The sequence below is a fragment of the Paenibacillus silvestris genome, from assembly GCF_009882985.1.
Lineage (GTDB): Bacteria > Bacillota > Bacilli > Paenibacillales > NBRC-103111 > Paenibacillus_E > Paenibacillus_E silvestris.
The window spans coordinates 357,453-375,421 of the sequence record NZ_WTUZ01000015.1; the positions used below are offsets into that span (position 1 = coordinate 357,453).

The 17,969-nt window shown below is 47.2% G+C and carries 18 protein-coding genes and 1 other RNA gene; 18 read left to right on the forward strand and 1 reads right to left on the reverse strand.

The window, feature by feature from the left end:
* Window positions 1-176 precede the first annotated feature (176 nt).
* From GQF01_RS12830 to argS, 3 genes are all read left to right on the forward strand, one after another.
* Window positions 177-680, forward strand: coding sequence for a DinB family protein (locus tag GQF01_RS12830; protein WP_161407134.1), 504 nt, complete (start codon window positions 177-179; stop codon window positions 678-680).
* Window positions 681-896: 216 nt separating this feature from the next.
* Complete coding sequence (locus GQF01_RS12835) at window positions 897-1,307, forward strand: DUF1934 domain-containing protein (RefSeq protein WP_161407135.1); 411 nt, start codon at window positions 897-899, stop codon at window positions 1,305-1,307.
* 5 nt (window positions 1,308-1,312) lie between these two features.
* Window positions 1,313-2,986 (forward strand): arginine--tRNA ligase, encoded by a 1,674-nt coding sequence (gene argS, locus GQF01_RS12840; RefSeq protein WP_161407136.1) that lies wholly within the window; start codon window positions 1,313-1,315, stop codon window positions 2,984-2,986.
* A 58-nt stretch (window positions 2,987-3,044) separates the two neighbouring features.
* Here the strand turns inward: argS and GQF01_RS12845 are convergent, their stop codons facing one another.
* Window positions 3,045-4,223: a S8 family peptidase gene (locus GQF01_RS12845; RefSeq protein WP_161407137.1), complete on the reverse strand. Its 1,179-nt coding sequence runs from the start codon at window positions 4,221-4,223 to the stop codon at window positions 3,045-3,047.
* Between the two features lie 385 nt (window positions 4,224-4,608).
* Here GQF01_RS12845 and rpoE point away from each other — a divergent pair, with 385 nt between their 5' ends.
* From rpoE to GQF01_RS12920, 15 genes are all read left to right on the forward strand, one after another.
* Entirely contained in the window at window positions 4,609-5,190 is a 582-nt protein-coding gene (gene rpoE / locus GQF01_RS12850; RefSeq protein WP_161407138.1) for a DNA-directed RNA polymerase subunit delta, read from the forward strand.
* A 309-nt stretch (window positions 5,191-5,499) separates the two neighbouring features.
* Window positions 5,500-7,104, forward strand: coding sequence for a CTP synthase (locus GQF01_RS12855; protein ID WP_161407139.1), 1,605 nt, complete (start codon window positions 5,500-5,502; stop codon window positions 7,102-7,104).
* Between the two features lie 156 nt (window positions 7,105-7,260).
* Entirely contained in the window at window positions 7,261-7,653 is a 393-nt protein-coding gene (locus tag GQF01_RS12860) for a response regulator (RefSeq protein WP_079418635.1), read from the forward strand.
* Window positions 7,654-7,785: 132 nt separating this feature from the next.
* Entirely contained in the window at window positions 7,786-8,640 is an 855-nt protein-coding gene (gene fba, locus GQF01_RS12865; RefSeq protein ID WP_161407140.1) for a class II fructose-1,6-bisphosphate aldolase, read from the forward strand.
* A gap of 275 nt (window positions 8,641-8,915) precedes the next feature.
* Window positions 8,916-10,175, forward strand: a complete 1,260-nt coding sequence (locus GQF01_RS12870; protein WP_161407176.1) for a UDP-N-acetylglucosamine 1-carboxyvinyltransferase — start codon at window positions 8,916-8,918, stop codon at window positions 10,173-10,175.
* Between the two features lie 69 nt (window positions 10,176-10,244).
* Window positions 10,245-11,546 (forward strand): transcription termination factor Rho, encoded by a 1,302-nt coding sequence (rho, locus tag GQF01_RS12875; protein ID WP_161407141.1) that lies wholly within the window; start codon window positions 10,245-10,247, stop codon window positions 11,544-11,546.
* A gap of 43 nt (window positions 11,547-11,589) precedes the next feature.
* On the forward strand, window positions 11,590-12,864 hold the full coding sequence (locus GQF01_RS12880) for a radical SAM protein (RefSeq protein WP_145664817.1): 1,275 nt from the start codon (window positions 11,590-11,592) through the stop codon (window positions 12,862-12,864).
* Window positions 12,865-12,992: 128 nt separating this feature from the next.
* Window positions 12,993-13,190 (forward strand): 50S ribosomal protein L31, encoded by a 198-nt coding sequence (gene rpmE, locus GQF01_RS12885; protein ID WP_029197218.1) that lies wholly within the window; start codon window positions 12,993-12,995, stop codon window positions 13,188-13,190.
* Between the two features lie 112 nt (window positions 13,191-13,302).
* Window positions 13,303-13,695 (forward strand): hypothetical protein, encoded by a 393-nt coding sequence (locus GQF01_RS12890; RefSeq protein WP_161407142.1) that lies wholly within the window; start codon window positions 13,303-13,305, stop codon window positions 13,693-13,695.
* Between the two features lie 70 nt (window positions 13,696-13,765).
* Window positions 13,766-14,029, forward strand: an RNA gene (gene ffs, locus GQF01_RS12895) — signal recognition particle sRNA large type.
* Window positions 14,030-14,203: 174 nt separating this feature from the next.
* Window positions 14,204-15,940 carry a DNA polymerase III subunit gamma/tau gene (gene dnaX, locus GQF01_RS12900; protein ID WP_161407143.1) on the forward strand — a complete coding sequence of 579 codons (1,737 nt, stop codon included), beginning with the start codon at window positions 14,204-14,206 and terminating at the stop codon, window positions 15,938-15,940.
* Window positions 15,941-15,965: 25 nt separating this feature from the next.
* The gene (locus GQF01_RS12905) at window positions 15,966-16,277 is read left to right on the forward strand and encodes a YbaB/EbfC family nucleoid-associated protein (RefSeq protein ID WP_161407144.1); all 312 of its coding nucleotides are present in this window, start codon (window positions 15,966-15,968) and stop codon (window positions 16,275-16,277) included.
* Between the two features lie 45 nt (window positions 16,278-16,322).
* Entirely contained in the window at window positions 16,323-16,919 is a 597-nt protein-coding gene (recR, locus tag GQF01_RS12910; RefSeq protein ID WP_127457620.1) for a recombination mediator RecR, read from the forward strand.
* 142 nt (window positions 16,920-17,061) lie between these two features.
* Window positions 17,062-17,349 (forward strand): DUF2508 family protein, encoded by a 288-nt coding sequence (locus GQF01_RS12915; protein WP_235959515.1) that lies wholly within the window; start codon window positions 17,062-17,064, stop codon window positions 17,347-17,349.
* 3 nt (window positions 17,350-17,352) lie between these two features.
* A complete protein-coding gene (locus GQF01_RS12920; RefSeq protein ID WP_328803449.1) occupies window positions 17,353-17,622 on the forward strand; it encodes a pro-sigmaK processing inhibitor BofA family protein in 270 nt (89 codons plus the stop codon).
* Window positions 17,623-17,969: the final 347 nt, after the last annotated feature.

The following is a 17,969-nucleotide window of genomic DNA, read 5'->3' on the forward strand; positions in this document are numbered from 1 at the left end:
TCCGTTAGCCGAACCTCCAGAACGTCCGAAACCTCCAGAACGTCCAGAAGCCGAAACGACAGACCGTCAGAATAATTTTTCATCCAGCTCAACAACACTGCCATACAGATGTCAGTAACACTCAACTATACTGAATACATGAAGTAACAATCCTTGAATCCATGGAGGTAATACCTATGTTCACTACCGTAGAAAGCTTTATTAACCAATACCAGCAAGAATCCGCTACAACGCAGCAACTGCTCGATGCCTTAACCGACGCCTCCCTGCAGCAGCAACAAGCCGAAGGCTATAGACCGCTCGGTTTCATCGCGTGGCATCTGGTGCATAATGACCGCGGCATGCTGCTCGCAGCTGGGCTGAAATTCGCCGCACCTTCTGCTTCAAGCAATCCGCCGTCAGAGGCTGCAGTCGTAGCAGATGCTTATCGCTCAACAACAGCCGGAATACTAGAAGCCGCTCGAACACAGTTAACGGACGCCAAACTGCAGGAAGTCGTGAACATGTTCGGCCAGCAGTGGACGATTAGCGAAACGCTGTTCGCTTTCCTCAAGCATGAAATCCATCATCGTGGACAGCTCACGATTCTAATGCGCCAAGCGGGTGTTCCAGTCATCGGAGCCTATGGTCCCGCCAAAGAGCAGTGGGCAAGCATCGGGATGCCGGTTCCTGCCATTTAACAAGTACCGAGCACACCAAAGAAGCTTCACATTTCACGCATTCGTGAAATGCGGGGCTCTTTTTGCATGCGTAAAGAGCAAGTTCGACATCCTTCCTGATCGACGATCGCAGGGATACATTGAATTCGTCGAACCTTTCATATAAACTAATACCTAACTTGCCTTATCTTGACATAAGGTGCAAACAGGACCTGCAGAATAGGAGAATGACCAATCATGACGGATAAAGCGCGTGTGCGCATTCGCATTGAGAGCCGGAGCGGGAGCGAGACAACTGTGCAGAAGGCGCGGGGAGACCTGTACCGTAAAGGCAACCACACCTACATCCGCTATGAAGAGGAACGCAGCGAGCTTGGACGCACGGTGACACTCATTAAGCTGGAAGAGAATCAGATCCGCATCGTCCGCCAAGGAGATGTGCAAGCGGAGCAAACGTTTGTGCCTGGCGAGAAACGAATCGGATTTTATCATACGCCGCAAGGTCGCCTGGAACTCGAAATCGATACGCATGAGCTGACAAGCGAAGCGGAACAGGGCATCGGAATCACGCGATGGAAATACGATTTATATGCATCCGGCACGCATGCGGGGACATACAGGATTAAGTTGTTAATTCAGGAGGAGTAAGAAGAATGGACGTATTAAACGAAGTCAAAGTCATCGTAAAACAAGCTATAGCAGATGCCGTTGCTGCTGCTGGCATTGTGGATGCCGCACAGCTACCGGAAATCATCTTGGAAGTGCCGAAGGAGAAAACGCACGGGGATTTCGCGACGAACATTGCGATGCAGCTGACCCGTATTGCCAAGCAGAATCCAAGACAAATCGCCGAGAAGATCATTGCGAACCTGCAAAAGGATAAAGCAAATATCGCGGAAGCAGAGATTGCCGGACCGGGCTTTATTAATTTTAAAATGAACAAAGTTTACCTCTATCCTGTTATTGCTGACGTGCTAAGTCAGGGTGAGCGGTACGGGGCAAGGAACGTGGGCCAAGGGCTGAAAGTGCAAGTTGAGTTTGTCAGCGCTAACCCGACAGGTTCATTGCATCTTGGACATGCCCGCGGCGCAGCTGTTGGGGATGTGCTTTGTAACGTGCTTGACCTCGCAGGCTACGAAGTATCCCGAGAGTACTACATTAACGATGCAGGGAACCAAGTTGTGAATTTGGCGAAATCCATCGAAGCCCGCTATTTGCAAGCGCTTGGACAAGAGGCCGAAATGCCGGAAGACGGTTACTTCGGGGAAGATATCAAAGGCTTTGCGGCAGATCTTGCCGCGGAAGAAGGAGATCGCCTGCTGAGCTTGTCGGATGACGAGCGTCGTGCCTATTTCCGTACGTATGGCTTGAAAAAAGAACTCGACAAAATCAAACGCGACTTAGGCCGCTTTGGTGTACATTTCGACAATTGGTTTTCCGAGACGTCGATTTATGAAGATAACCTGATTCCACCCGTGCTGAAAGAGCTGCGCGATAATGGACATATCTATGAAGAAGAAGGCGCAACTTGGCTGAACACCACTCCGCTGGGCGACGACAAGAATCGCGTTTTGATCAAAAACGACGGATCTTTCACCTACCTAACACCGGATATCGCCTACCACCGCAATAAATTCGGGCGCGGCTTTGAGCGCTTGATTAACATTTGGGGCGCCGACCACCATGGCTACATCCCACGGATGAAAGCGGCTATGACGGCGCTGGGCTTTGAAGCGGATCGACTCGTTGTGCTGATCGCCCAAATGGTGAGCCTTTTCCAGAATGGGGAAAAGGTCAAAATGTCCAAACGTACCGGCAAAGCCGTTACGATGGAGGATCTCATGGACGAGGTCGGCGTCGACCCGATCCGTTATTTCTTCGCGATGCGCAGTATGGACTCGCATCTGGACTTTGACATGGACTTAGCGGTTTCTCAGTCCAATGAGAACCCGGTTTACTATGTGCAGTACGCACATGCACGGATTTGCTCCATCTTCCGTCAAGCGGAGGAGCAAGGCATCGCAGTGCTCCCGCTGGCGCAGGTTGACCTGACCCAGCTCTCCTCGGAAGCTGAGTTCGACTTGCTGCGCAAGATCGGCGAGCTGCCGGAGGAGATCGCGATCGCGGCGGAGCAGTACGCGCCGCACCGGATGATCCGCTATGTTTACGAACTGGCCAGCCAGTTCCATAGCTATTACAGAGGCCACTACGTCATCACGGATGACGCGGCCTTGACGCAGGCGCGCCTTGCCTTGCTTGGCGCGCTGCGCACGACCCTCGCCAACACGCTTCGCGTTGTCGGCGTATCCGCACCGGAGCGGATGTAGTCCTCCGCCCCTGAAGCCAAAAAGGAGTTAAGCAGCCGTGAGCCGCTTAACTCCTTTTCTATTGCGAGTCTCTGATCTGCCTCGCAGCCCGCAAAGCCCGCCTGGCATTCAGGTGCCCTGGCTGCCAGCGCGTGCTTTCGCGCTTGTTAATGCCGATCGCGCAGCGGCGCAGCGCGCTTTTGATCTGCTGCGGCGTCAAGGGCTTGATGGCCAGCATTAACGCGATAACGCCGCTGACATGAGCGGTGGCCATCGATGTGCCGCTGAGCTCATTGTATTTGCCGTGAAGCCAAGATGAGTATACCCGCTCACCTGGTGCATAGATGTCAATTTGTTTGCCGCGATTACTGAAGGGAGCTATGCGGCCTAGCCGTGTTGTAGCTCCAACGGAGACGACCTGCGGGAAGCGAGCAGGATAATCGATCGTTTTTCGTTTGCCGTCATTACCGGATGAAGCGACAATGACTTTTCCTCTGTAATACGCGTTCAGAACAGCTTGCTCCAGCGCACGGTTGTATGACTTCATGCCGAAGCTCATGTTGATGATATCGAGATCATTGTTTACGCACCAGTCGATACCGGCAATAATGTCTGATACATAAGCGCTTCCACTGTGGTCAAATGCTTTTACAGGATGAATAATCGATCTGGGCGCGACACCGATTATTCCCGAATTGCGGCCAGTCGCTGCGATCGTGCCCGCAATGTGCGTGCCATGGCCGTTATCATCGTAGGGGAGCATGCTGCGGTTTAATAGGTTGATTCCCCTTGAGATGGAACTGCGTAGATCAGGGTGATTGTAGTCAATGCCAGTGTCGATGACGCCTACATGGATGTTGTTGCCTAGTGACTTGTTCCAAACTTCAGGCGCGCCGATTTGATCAACGCCCCAGGGGATGGTGTGAGACCCGGAGCCAGATTGCGTGGTTGCACGTTTGATAAGGGTTCTGCTTCCGACCGAGTGATGGACGGTGACTTTGGAATCTTCTTCGATGACTGGACTGCCTGTGAACTGCTTGAGTTTCGAATCGGGACGGAGCGTGCAGGAGAAGGCGTGAATGATGTCGAGCGTGCGAACCTTGGACAGGTTGACGAGGCGGGATCTCATTCGCTTCAGCTCGGATTTGCATGCGTAATACTCCTTAGCTGATGAGAAACGGATCAAATGCTTCTTCCCGGATTGCTTGGTGAGTCCGATTTCCTCATGAAGCGAATGAAGAAAGGTGGCTATATCCATACGTGCCATCCCCCCATGACAGCTTATAATCGAGTCTCCCCTATCTTATGTACAGGTCACCCCTTCTGACCGTGTGATAGCCTTTATAGAAATAAATGGGTGCGAAGCCGTGTCAGATGTGCTGGTTTTACATAGGATAAATAGAGAGGCGCGAGCAGGAGTGTCTCTTCCTCAGGTACTGGAAACGGATTGACTCGCTCAGACCGCTTCCTAAGGATACAGTCGCAAGCGGAGGGGGACCTTCGCTTGTATTCATTTCAGGGCTTGTCCGAAAGGTTTTTTCAGGGTAGTTGCATTTTTAGAAAAAATAGGTTTTACTTAATGGAGATATTGGATATGGTAGATAGAAGAAGTGAAGAAGACGGTCGAAAGGGATGTGCCTTAGATGAGTAGCGAATACACACTCAAAATCACCACAGAACAAGCACGCGAGATGCCGATGGTGGATTTGGCGTTTGAATTATTGAAATCGGCGAATACGCCGTTTTATTACCGTGACTTGATGGCAGAAATTGCAAAAATTAAAGGGTTATCTGAGCAGAATGTGATGCAAGTGATTGCCCAACTATATACGGAAATCAACATCGATGGACGTTTCGCTTGCGTAGGTACGAATCTATGGGGCTTGAAACGTTGGTACCCTGTCGAGAAATCAGACGATGCTGTAGGTAACGCTAAGCGTCCAAGAATCATTAACGATGAAGACGATGATCTGGATGAGGACATCTACGCAGAGGAAGAAGATACATACGCTGAGGAAGACGAGTACGATACATTTGGTACGGAATCCGAAGAAGAGGAAGAAGCCGAAGAGGATACTGAATTCTTTGAGGATGAAGAGATCGAAGAGGATCTTGGCGAAGAAGGTATCGAAGAGACGGACGACGAGGAAGAAGATTTGGACGAAGATTCCGATCTAGAAGAGGATGAATCCGATCTAGATGAAGAGGAAGAAGACGACAAATAACTTGTCTTGACAGCCGCAGCCCGTTCAGAGTAAACTATTGCATGGGCTTTAAAAGAATCTTAACAAATCGCGCAAGCGTTCAAAAAGTGCCCCGTCACTGCGGGTGTCACTTTTTTTTGTTTTTTTGGTGTTTTTTTCACCATATTTTCATGAAAACCCTCGTTTAGTAGAAACTAATTCTGAGGCAGTGGCACGACGACAATGATAGCGAATGCTTACGGTGTAAGCTTTTTGCATAGAAAGACCTGGGGCCAGTTTATTTGGCACTACTAAGCGTATTAACTAAAAAACTATTAGGAGGCGTACATAGTGACAAAATACATTTTCGTTACGGGGGGCGTTGTTTCTTCCCTTGGCAAAGGAATTACTGCAGCTTCCTTAGGAAGATTGCTGAAGAACAGAGGTCTGAAAGTTACGATTCAAAAGTTTGATCCGTACATCAACGTGGATCCAGGGACAATGAGTCCTTATCAGCATGGTGAAGTATTCGTAACGGATGACGGTGCTGAAACGGATTTGGACTTAGGCCATTATGAGCGTTTCATCGATATCAACCTATCCAAGAGCTCGAATGTGACTTCAGGCAAGGTGTACTCCTCCGTCATTACCAAAGAACGCAGAGGGGAATATCTCGGGGGTACGGTACAGGTTATTCCTCACATTACCAATGAAATCAAAGATCGTGTTCTGAGAGCTGGCCGTGAGGCGCAATCTGATGTTGTCATTACAGAAATCGGTGGTACCGTTGGCGATATCGAGAGCCTTCCTTTCTTAGAAGCAATCCGTCAAATGAAAAATGATATCGGCCGCGAGAATGTTATGTACATTCACGTTACGCTGATTCCTTATATTAAAGCAGCTGGTGAAGTGAAAACGAAACCGACACAACATAGTGTCAAAGAACTGCGCGGCTTAGGTATCCAGCCTCACGTTATTGTTTGCCGTACCGAACATTCTTTGACTGAAGATATGAAGCGTAAGCTTGCGTTATTCTGTGACATTGATCCAGCAGCAGTGATCGAGTGTAAAGATGCAGAAACGCTGTACGAAGTGCCAATGATGTTGCGTGAACAAGGTCTTGACGATTATGTCGTTAATCACCTGAAACTCAAAACGAATGAGCCAGACATGGCTGAGTGGGAAAGTCTAGTTCGTAAAGTGAAATCTCTGACGAAGAAGACAGAAATCGCTATTGTCGGAAAATATGTTGCTCTGCATGATGCTTATTTGAGCATTGTTGAAGCGCTAGGACATGCTGGTATTAATAACGACTCCGAGATCAACATTCGCTGGGTAAATGCAGAAGAAATTTATGATCACAACGTGGATGATCTGCTTTCTGGCGTTCAAGGGATCTTAGTGCCAGGCGGTTTCGGCGATCGTGGTATTGAAGGCAAAGTATCTGCTATTCGTTATGCCCGTGAGCAGAAAATTCCTTTCTTCGGTATTTGCTTGGGTATGCAAGTTGCTGTTATTGAGTATGCGCGTAATGTTTCAGGGTTGGATGGCGCGAACTCCTCCGAGATTAACCCGACTACGGCTTATCCGGTTATCGACCTTCTTCCAGAACAGAAGGATATTGAGAATCTGGGCGGCACAATGCGTCTTGGTCTATATCCTTGTAAAATTGTTCCGGGTTCATTGGCGGAGAAATGCTACAATGATGAGCTTGTTTACGAGAGACATCGTCACCGGTATGAGTTCAACAATGAATACCGCGAATTGATTGAATCCGCTGGCTTGCGCATTTCCGGTACGTCCCCGGATGGCCGATTGGTCGAAATGGTGGAGCTTCCAGGTCACCCTTGGTTCTTGGCTGTGCAATTCCATCCGGAGTTCACGTCCCGTCCGAACCGTCCGCAGCCGTTATTCAGTGAATTTGTGAAGGCAGCTCAAGGCGTTGCACGCAGCTAACTTGCTATGTTGACGGCCTCCTGAAAAACAACTTATTTGTAAAAGTTTTCAATTTGGTTCTCTCTCCGGAAGGAAAACGGAAATGAATAGCGAGTACGTTATGTATCTGTGAAGTACAGGGGATTTGTTATTCGTTTTCGGGAGGGAACTAGGCTGATGAAGAAAAAGGTACTGATTGTCGATGATCAAAATGGAATTCGCGTATTGCTAATGGAGGTTTTCAGCAATGAAGGATACGACACCTATCAAGCCTCTAATGGTAAACTGGCTTTAGAAATCGTCAAAAATTCTTCGCCGGACCTATTATTGCTTGATATGAAAATTCCCGGTATGGATGGCCTAGACATTCTCAAGCACGTTAAAGCAATTGACGCATCGATCAAAGTCATCATGATGACAGCCTATGGTGAGCTGGATATGATTAAAGAAGCGACGGATCTGGGTGCGATCATGCATTTCACGAAGCCGTTTGACATTGATGAGTTGCGCATGGCGGTTAATATGCAGTTAAATAATGAATCAAGCAGTGGTTTTGCAGTGGGATCCTAGTCATAGGGTCTTTTTTTGTGGCTGAGAAGCGAGGGCTTGGTTATCATTTGAAAGTATATGTGCTATAATAACTCAGGTATGACACGAGCGGTCAACGCACAACTACAAAAAGGTTCTAGGAGGAAGAGAAACATGGCATTGGTTTCAATGAATGAATTATTACCTAAAGCAAAAGCGAACAAATACGCGGTGGGTCAATTTAACATGAACAACCTTGAGTTTGCTCAAGCGATTGTGGATGCTGCAATCGAACTGAATTCCCCTTTCATTTACGGTGTTAGCGAAGGCGCACTGAAATATATGGGTATCGAATTTACAGTAGCAATTGCTGAAGCTGCAGCCAAAAAATCCGGTCTGCCAATCGCTTTGCACTTAGATCATGGTAGCTCCTTTGAAGTAGCAATGAAATGTATCCGTGCAGGATTCAGCTCCGTTATGTTCGACGGTTCCCACTATTCTTTCGAAGAAAACATCCGTTTGACGAAAGAAGTTGTTAAAGCTGCTCGTGCAATGGGCGTATCCGTTGAGGGTGAGCTTGGAACAATCGGTGGTGTTGAGGATGACATCTCCGTAGACGAAGAGCACGCTAACCTTGCAAAACCTGAAGAAGCTATCCGCTTCTACGAAGAAACAGGAGTTGACTGTTTGGCAATCGCAGTAGGTACGGCACATGGTATGTACGCTGGCGAACCTAACATCCATTTTGACATCATCGAGCAAGTTTCCAAAGCGATCCCAGTTCCTGTTGTATTACACGGCGGTTCCGGTGTTCCTGACGAAATGATTCGTAAAGCGATCGCTGCAGGCGTTGGTAAAATCAATGTTAACACAGAGAACCAAGTAGCATGCACAGAAACGATCCGCGCAGTTCTGAACAAGGACGCAAAAATTTATGATCCTCGTAAATATCTAACCCCAGCTCGTAACGCAATGGTCGAAGTTGTAAAATCCAAAATTCAATTATTCGGAAGCAGCAACCAAGCTTAATTTTAATTGTATAGATGCAGTGGGAAATGCCGTAAGACGCAAACGGAGGATGCGAAATGTCCGCCGTTTGCATGCTTGCGGTCGTTTCCTTCTTCTGTTTTTGTCTTCAGTTCCTAGTAGGAGCTGTAAGCGTTTTTGCTATGATTATAAATATCCTTATTTTTCATATTTTCATGTTCATTTGAGTAGATTGTGCTAGAAGTTTGGTTTCAATTGGCGTTTAGGCAGAGGGTTTGCTTTACAGGAAGGCACCTGGATTTAGGGGGAGAATCATGTTGGAGAAATTAATGGTGGTCGGGGGACGTCCACTACGAGGGACTGTTCAAATTAGCGGAGCTAAGAATAGTGCTGTTGCACTTATTCCAGCTGCGATTCTTGCTGAAACGCCGGTAACGTTGGATAATCTGCCGCATTTAAGCGATGTGGCTACATATACAGAAATTTTGACGGATTTAGGAGCTACCATCGACTGGAATGAAGATCGGATGACGATTGATCCTAGCAGAATGAAGTCTCTTCCAATGCCTAATGGTAAAGTTAAGAAGTTAAGAGCATCCTATTATTTGATGGGAGCATTGCTTGGAAGGTTTGGAGAAGCAAATATCGGTCTGCCGGGTGGTTGTAATTTCGAACCGCGTCCTATCGATTTGCATATCAAAGGTTTTGAGGCCTTAGGGGCTGAGGTAAGCAATGAGAATGGCGCATTAAGAATTCGGGCCAAAGAGCTTCGTGGAGCGAAGATTTACCTAGACATGGCGAGTGTGGGAGCCACAATCAACATTATGTTGGCAGCTGCTCGCGCAAAAGGCAATACGATTATTGAAAATGCGGCGAAAGAGCCTGAAATTATAGATGTAGCTACGTTGTTGAATTCGATGGGTGCAAGAATCAAAGGTGCTGGTACCGATACCATTCGGATCGAAGGGGTAACTGAGATGCATGGTTGCCGTCATTCCATCATTCCTGACCGCATTCAAGCGGGAACGTATATGATTGCTGCAGCAGCTACGCGCGGCGATGTCACAGTGGATAATGTCATTCCTAAGCATATGGAAGCACTAACGGCGAAACTGCAAGAAATGGGTGTTCATATCTACGAGATGGATGAATCCATTCGTGTGGTAGGTCAGCCTGAATACTCCAGCGTGGATGTAAAAGCACTCATTTACCCAGGATTTGCAACAGATTTGCAATCTCCAATGGCAAGCCTTCTGTGCCAAGCCAGAGGAGTTAGTATATTAACCGATCACGTTTACAGCAACCGTTTCAAGCACATTCCTGAGCTCGTGCGGATGGGAGCTAAGATGAAAGTTGAAGGACGCTCCGCGATTATCGAAGGATCCGAGCTTAGCTCGGCGAAAGTTAGAGCAACAGATTTACGAGCAGGAGCATCCCTGGTGCTTGCTGGTCTTAGTGTAAGAACAGGTGGTATCACAGAGGTGTCCGGCGTTGAGTTTATTGACCGTGGGTATGAGAACTTAGTATTCAATTTATCTTCTCTAGGTGCTGAGGTTTGGCGCGAGAGCGAAGAGTGAGGAATAAAGTTCCAGACAACAGGCAATGCTAGAATCCAATTGAAAATTTAATAGTTTGGTGGTTGAAACATGAGCATGCAGCTTGCTGAGCTTGAAGTACTCAAGCTTACTGAATTATATAAACTAGCTAAGAAACATCAGATTCCATACTACGGTACGCTGAAGAAAAAAGAACTCATCTTTGCAATTTTACGTGCACAAGCTGCTGAAAGTGGTCTAATGTTTATGCAAGGTGTCCTCGAAATTCTTCAAGAGGGCTTTGGTTTCTTGCGTCCCATTAACTATCTTCCAAGCTCAGAAGACATTTATATTTCTGCTTCCCAGATTCGCAAATTTGATTTGCGCTCCGGGGATATTGTATCAGGCAAATGCCGTCCTCCTAAGGAGAATGAGCGCTATTTCGGGCTTCTTCAGGTTGAAGCGGTTAATGGCGAGAAACCGGAAACAGCTGCTGAGCGGCTTCATTTCCCTGCCTTGACGCCTCTATATCCAGATACGCGCATTACGCTCGAAACAGAGCCGAACAAGATCTCTATGCGTATCATGGATTTACTTGCTCCTGTAGGGCTTGGCCAGCGTGGATTGATTGTAGCGCCTCCCAAAGCAGGTAAGACATTGTTGCTCAAAGAAATTGCCAACAGTATTTCCACGAACTATCCTGAAATTGAGCTTTTCGTTCTGCTGATCGATGAGCGTCCTGAGGAAGTTACGGATATGCAGCGTTCTGTGAAAGGGGAAGTTGTTGCTTCTACTTTCGATGAGCTGCCTGAGAATCACATTAAAGTTGCTGAACTAGTTCTAGAACGCGCTATGCGTTTAGTTGAACATAAGAAAGACGTTGTCATCCTGCTCGACAGTATCACCCGTTTGGCTAGGGCATATAACCTTGTAGTTCCGCCAACAGGCCGGACACTATCTGGTGGTATCGATCCAGGCGCGTTTCATCGTCCGAAGCGATTCTTCGGGGCTGCCCGTAACATTGAGGAAGGCGGTAGCTTGACCATTCTTGCTACAGCACTTGTAGAGACGGGTTCACGTATGGATGACGTCATTTATGAGGAATTTAAAGGGACAGGTAATCTTGAGCTTCATCTGGATCGTAAAATGGCAGAACGCCGTATTTTCCCTGCTATCGATATCCGCAGATCCGGTACGCGCCGCGAAGAAGCGCTTCTGGGCAAGGATGAACTCGAGAAGGTATGGGCGCTTCGCAAAGGCATGAACGATTCGCACGAGTATACCGAGTCCTTCATCAAGAAGCTTGGAGAAGCGAAGACGAATCAAGAGTTCCTGGATTCACTGGCTTCCCCTTCGACAGGCGCTTCTTCAACAGGTGCAAGCAAAGGGAAAGTGAAAAACTCAGCATCTTAAGTAGATGCGGAAGATGCCTTAACGCATAAAGAGGAGTACCGTTATGAATTTGGTTTATTCAGACTCACAAGGAAACGTTTTTGACCATCCGGATTTTTTGGCGCTTGGTCGAAATGCAGAAATGATAACAGAAATTATGGAAGATGAGCTGATTCCGCTGCCCGAAGGGGCGACGCTTGTCAGTCTTCCTTTTACACGACCAGTAGGCATTGATGCTGAGACTGGCGATATGAAGTTAGTGCCAGGAGATTATCACGCTGTTGGTGCGCTGCTGCCACAAGGGTTTACGCGACTGCTGCTTCCCGGTTATGTCAAGTCCGACAAGACCAAGGCACTGCCGCTGTTCGGTTATACGGCTGTTGTATGGAAGGATGATGCCTTCTATGTGGCTGCTCGTCTAACAGATAATCCCTATTTCTGGAATCCGATTCATTGCGATGTAACGGAGCTTGAGTCCCAGGTCAAAACCTTGACAGCCAAGTATCCAGAAAACCGCTTGTACGCTCACTTATCCAACTGCGCACTCGGTTATGAGTGCCTGACAGCATCGAATACGTTCTTGCAGCGTTGGGAAGGCGCCGTTCCGGTCTCTTATTCCTGTAACGCAGGTTGCTTCGGATGCATATCCGAACAGCCGGATGAGAGCGGCTTTGTGGCTCCACAGACGCGTATGAATTTTAAGCCTCAAATTGAAGAGATTACTCAGATCATGCTGGAGCATCTGCGTACGCCGGATAGCATTATTTCCTTCGGACAAGGCTGTGAAGGTGAGCCGAGCACACAAGCGGCGCTCATTATTCCGGCAATCAAGCAGATTCGTGAGCAGACGAAGATGGGCTATATCAACATCAACACGAATGCTGGGCTGACAGATCATATTCGCGGCATCGTAGACGCTGGCCTTGATCTGATGCGTGTTAGTACGATTAGTGCTCTGGACGATCATTACAACGCGTATTACAAGCCGAGAGCTTATACACTGAAAAATGTAGAAAAGTCTCTTCGTTACGCGACGGACAAAGGTGTCATTACTTCTATCAATTATCTTGTTTTCCCGGGTGTAACGGATCGGGAAGAAGAGATTGAGGCGATGATCGAATTCGTGCGGAGAACGGGATTAAAATTAATTCAATTGCGCAACCTGAATATTGACCCCGAAAGTTATTTGGGCATTATCCCTAAGGCCCGCGGTGAGCTGCTTGGGATGAAACAAATGATTGAGATTTTCGAACAGGAATTGCCGGATGTTGTGCTCGGATCTTACTCGCATACGCCGAAGTTCTACACTAGCGACAGAAATACGACAATGGTTCTCTGAGTTCGAGGTATCCACTTGTTTTTCCATTGCATTAGAACTTGCGGATATGCTACAATGCAAAAGTACGTTAAGTACGTCCAATAACTCTGATTCAGCAAATGATTCAGGGCGGAAAGAGGTGAACCAACATGAAAGCAGGTATTCATCCTACTTATCATGCAACCACAGTGACTTGCGCTTGTGGTAATGTATTCGAAACGGGTTCAATTAAGCAAAATCTTCGCGTTGAGATTTGCTCCAATTGCCATCCTTTCTACACAGGTAAACAGAAGTTTATCGATGTAGGCGGCCGTGTCGACAAGTTCAAAAAGAAATACGGAATCTAATTGGTATCAATTACTTTGCCGCCAATCAGCATAAGACGTCCTCCCTTGGTCATCCTAAGTCTAGACTTAGAGTCCAATGGGAGGTGTTTTTATGTTCAGGGGTATGCGAAGAATGACCATAGCAATCCTGCTTACCATGAGTTTGGTTGGGTGCGGCGTGAATTCGAGTAACAAGAACCCGGCTCAGACGGATAATGCCAATTATAAAACACAAAATTACAAGCAGGACGGGTATTTGGGGATTACCAATGTGAATCCAAACGACCCGCTTAATCCCACGTATCATCACTACGAGGATGATTCGAACTTAATGAAGAATGTACTCGCACAGTTTAAGGACATCGAGAAATCCAATATTGCCATCAACGGGCCCAATGCTCGGGTGAAAGTTAAAGCCAAAGCGAACTTGACCGCGGCGCAGGTTGAAGATCTACGCTCGCAAGTCCAAAATGCTTTTGATACCAATATGCCACGTTACAAAACAACTGTGAAAGTGTCACAGTAATCAAGGGTAAACTTAGGTAGATTTTCCCCTTTAGTTGCTATTTACAGGTGAATCAGCTATACTATTTTTACTGTGCTAGACGGGGAGGTAGCGGTGCCCTGTAACTCGCAATCCGCTGTAGCGGGGTTGAATTCCTGTTAGCGGTACTGTGATGTGAGGTCTGGCTCTTACACGTGGTGTTGAGAGTTGGGTCCTTCGCAATGAATGCTCATGAACCCGGTCAGGTCTGGAAGGAAGCAGCCGTAAGTGAGATGTTTCATGTGCCGAGGGGCTGCCTGACTTGAGCTAACGATAAGAGTTCGCTTGTATCACTTTATCAATAACAGGTGCACGGTTTACTAAAGTAATTTCATATGACTTCGAATTTGGACGCCTTTTCTTGAGGCGTTTTTTATTTTACCTATTAGCAACTGATCCCATTCCATGCTTGATCCTCTATTTCATCCCCTGTTGCGATATAGTATAATGGAATCAGCATTCCACGCAGGGATTAATGGAGAGGAACACTATGGCACATATTGCTCTATATCGAACGTGGAGGTCTCAGACGTTTCGTGAGGTTGTCGGACAGAGACATATCACGCAGACACTGCAGAATTCTTTGCGAGAAAATCGCCTTACCCATGCTTATTTGTTCAACGGTCCACGGGGAACAGGGAAGACAAGTACGGCCAAAATATTAGCCAAAGCAGTTAACTGCTTAAATGGTCCAGCTGAGGAGCCATGCAATGCTTGCTCCGCCTGTGAACGAATTACAGATGGCGCTGTCATGGATGTCGTTGAGATTGATGCTGCTTCGAACCGCGGCGTTGAAGAGATTCGGGATATTCGGGATAAAGTGAAGTATGCTCCGACCGAAGTCAGGCAGAAGGTCTATATCATTGATGAAGTGCACATGCTTACTACAGAGGCTTTCAACGCACTGCTTAAGACACTTGAAGAGCCGCCGGCCCATGTGATGTTCATACTAGCTACGACGGAGCCGCACAAGATTCCGGCAACGATTATTTCTCGCTGTCAGCGCTTTGACTTTCGACGTGTTTCGATGGATGATCAAGTGCAGCGGCTGACATATATTTGTGAACAGGAGCAGATTTCCGTTAATGAGGAAGCTCTCCACTATATTGCGAGATTGTCCGATGGCGGGATGCGTGATGCGCTCAGTCTTTTGGATCAAGCGACTTCTTTTGCAACAGGGGAAGTGCAGCTCTCGGACATTTTGTCCATTACTGGCGGGGTAGCTTCCGATCAATTCAAGAAACTCGTGCTTTGTATCAAAGAGAAGAATCTTGGAGCCGCGCTAGAGCTTATCGATACGTTCATGCAGGAAGGCAAAAGTGCCGACAAATGCATCGAGAATCTGATTAATTATTTCCGCGATTTGCTCATGGTTCGCATGGTGCCGAATTCGCCGGTCATAACAGAGCGTGTTTTTGATATGCGTGAGCTTAGTGAAATTGCCAATCATTTTACGCCTAACGAGATGATGGGCATGATTGAAACATTGAATCACTATCAAAGCGAAATGAAGTATTCTGTTCAGCCCCAAACATTACTCGAGATCTCAATTATGAAAATGTGCGGTGGCCACATTGGCGAAGGAAGTGCTGCTGTCAGTACAGCGGCAGATGCGGGCAGTCGGATGCCGCAAGGCGATCTTTTTGCTCAAATGACCCAGAAGCTCAAACAACTTGAAGATCAGATAGCTGGACTGGTAAAATCGGGAGTATCGGGTGCAGCGGCTGAAGCGAAGCCAGCTCCCAAGATGCCGGTGGCCTCTGCGCCGTCTAAGAAGTCAGGCATTAAGCTCGATGGATACTTGAAGGCTTCGGAAGGTCCGGATACCAAGGCAGCTCTCTTGAAATGGAGTCAGGTGCTGGGTCTTGTCAAGGAGAAGAAGATTACCGTTCATGCCTGGTTTGTGAATGGTGATTTAGTATCGATGCTGGATGATGTGGTCTTGGTTGCTTTCAAGAATGAGATGCACCGTAATACCACAGAAAAGCCGGAAAACAAGCTCATTATCGAGCAAGTCCTCACCTCTGCGTTCAGCAAACCCATGCGTTTGCTTACGATTATGCGTAAAGAGTGGGATGACGCCAAGAATGATGCGACTAGCAGTCCGCCTGAGGTTCTGGAGCTAGTGGCAGAAGAGGGCAGCCCAGGAACAGCCCCCAAAGAAGAGTGGATTTCCGAAGCGATTCAGCTGTTTGGCGAAGATTTAGTGACCATTAAAGAAGACTAGACTAAATACAAAGGAGCAAACGAGAATGAATAACATGAACCAAATGATGAAGCAAGTGAAGAAAATGCAAGAGCAAATGATGAAGGCTCAAGAAGAACTGGGCACGAAAGTCATTGAAGGTACAGCTGGTGGCGGTGTTGTTACTTGCACAGTGAATGGGCACAAAAAAGTACAAAGCATCACAATCAAGCCTGAGGCTGTTGATCCTGATGATGTTGAAATGCTGCAAGACCTTGTTCTTACAGCTATTAATGACGCAATGACCAAAGCGGAAGAAATCGCAAACAAAGATATGGGCAAATTCACAGGTGGAATGAACATCCCTGGATTGTTCTAGTAACAACCATGAGCTACAATTCTGAAAGATGAGGGAGAACTTCCTTTGTATTACCCCGAACCGATTTCTAAGTTAATCGATGCTTTCTCCCGTCTGCCGGGGGTAGGACCCAAAACGGCGGGACGCCTGGCGTTTCATGTCCTTCGTATGAAAGAAGAAGACGTGATTGATTTTGCGAAGGCGCTCGTCAACGTAAAAAGAAATCTCCACTACTGTTCAGTCTGCTGTAACATTACCGATGTTGATCCCTGTCGGATCTGTCAAGATAAGAACAGGGATGGTTCCGTCATTTGCGTCGTACAGGAACCTAAGGACTTGGTTGCTTTGGAACGCACCAAAGAGTTCGAAGGCTACTATCATGTACTGCATGGTGCAATTTCCCCTATGGAAGGGATCGGACCCGATCAAATTCATATTGCTGAGTTGCTTAAACGCTTAGGTGATGAGACTGTACAGGAATTAATTTTGGCTACAAACCCGAATATCGAAGGTGAAGCTACGGCTATGTACCTTTCACGATTAGTGAAGCCGTTTGGTCTGAAGGTTACGCGTATCGCGCACGGGCTGCCTGTTGGCGGGGACTTGGAATATGCCGATGAGGTTACTCTGTCCAAAGCTATGGAAGGCCGCAGGGAATTATAAATAGCGTTTAGCATCTAAAAGGGAGCTGCAGAGCTCTCTTTTTTTTGTTCGTCTAAAAGAAGTGCGTGAGTTCTAATTGCTCTATTTCTCCCATAAGCATAAGGGTAGATTAACCCGCATTTGGGGTCATGGAGGATTGCCAATGAGACCAGCTCTGTTAGGCATGCACGGAAGGAAGAATCCACAGACGAAGAAAAGTGCGAAAGAAGAACTCCTGAGGGACAAGCAGATGCTGTTGCACGAGATTCGTTCGGCACATGCGAATTGGGTGGCTGCACAAGCTCATTTTGAGTTTGCTTTAGACAAGGACCAGATCGACTATGCCATCTATGCGATGGAAGCCGCTGAGAAAAGATTTGAAATGCTCATCAAGCAAGCTAAGAGGCTAAATCTGAGCATGATTGACACTGATCGATTACTGGAGGTGTAGGACGTGTATATCAAATATGCGGTATGGGGATTACTCCTACTATCATCGCTATTGCTGCTAGTTACCGTTATACGCAATCGAGGAGCTGGCAGGTTATTGTCTGCTCTAGGCTTGAACGTTGTTGTTGCGGCCTTTCTCCTATATGCGTTGAATCTGTTGAGCGCATACACACAGGTGGATTTGCCGATTAATACAGCTACATTAGGGACAGTTACGGTACTAGGTGTGCCTGGTGTCCTTCTGCTTGTTGGTCTAAAATTAACTTTGCTTTAGGTGGATAAAAAATACAGTCATTGCATGGGTTGACTCGGCAGCAGCATCTATGGTATCTTATAAAAGTTGCCGCTGAGACATGCGGGAATAACGAGTAACTTGAGAAAAACAAGTTGCAATTGAAAAGTTAGTGTGGTATATTGATCTTCCGGCTTTCGAGAGAGAGCGGATAGGACAAGAAACCTTGATCTTTGAAAACTGAACAACGAGTGAGTAAGCGCAGTCGAGTAATCGACTATAAAGAGATGAATAATCTCGCTAGCAAGTCAATGAGTACAATTAAGCTTTTCTACAATGGAGAGTTTGATCCTGGCTCAGGACGAACGCTGGCGGCGTGCCTAATACAT

Bases quoted from the DNA above. Each gene is read 5' to 3' on its own strand.
- GQF01_RS12830 (WP_161407134.1), top strand. From the start codon at position 177: ATGTTCACTACCGTAGAAAGCTTTATTAACCAATACCAGCAAGAATCC.
- GQF01_RS12835 (WP_161407135.1), top strand. From the start codon at position 897: ATGACGGATAAAGCGCGTGTGCGCATTCGCATTGAGAGCCGGAGCGGG.
- argS (WP_161407136.1), top strand. From the start codon at position 1,313: ATGGACGTATTAAACGAAGTCAAAGTCATCGTAAAACAAGCTATAGCA.
- GQF01_RS12845 (WP_161407137.1), bottom strand. From the start codon at position 4,223: ATGGATATAGCCACCTTTCTTCATTCGCTTCATGAGGAAATCGGACTC.
- rpoE (WP_161407138.1), top strand. From the start codon at position 4,609: ATGAGTAGCGAATACACACTCAAAATCACCACAGAACAAGCACGCGAG.
- GQF01_RS12860 (WP_079418635.1), top strand. From the start codon at position 7,261: ATGAAGAAAAAGGTACTGATTGTCGATGATCAAAATGGAATTCGCGTA.
- fba (WP_161407140.1), top strand. From the start codon at position 7,786: ATGGCATTGGTTTCAATGAATGAATTATTACCTAAAGCAAAAGCGAAC.
- rho (WP_161407141.1), top strand. From the start codon at position 10,245: ATGAGCATGCAGCTTGCTGAGCTTGAAGTACTCAAGCTTACTGAATTA.
- GQF01_RS12880 (WP_145664817.1), top strand. From the start codon at position 11,590: ATGAATTTGGTTTATTCAGACTCACAAGGAAACGTTTTTGACCATCCG.
- rpmE (WP_029197218.1), top strand. From the start codon at position 12,993: ATGAAAGCAGGTATTCATCCTACTTATCATGCAACCACAGTGACTTGC.
- GQF01_RS12890 (WP_161407142.1), top strand. From the start codon at position 13,303: ATGACCATAGCAATCCTGCTTACCATGAGTTTGGTTGGGTGCGGCGTG.
- dnaX (WP_161407143.1), top strand. From the start codon at position 14,204: ATGGCACATATTGCTCTATATCGAACGTGGAGGTCTCAGACGTTTCGT.
- GQF01_RS12905 (WP_161407144.1), top strand. From the start codon at position 15,966: ATGAATAACATGAACCAAATGATGAAGCAAGTGAAGAAAATGCAAGAG.
- GQF01_RS12915 (WP_235959515.1), top strand. From the start codon at position 17,062: ATGAGACCAGCTCTGTTAGGCATGCACGGAAGGAAGAATCCACAGACG.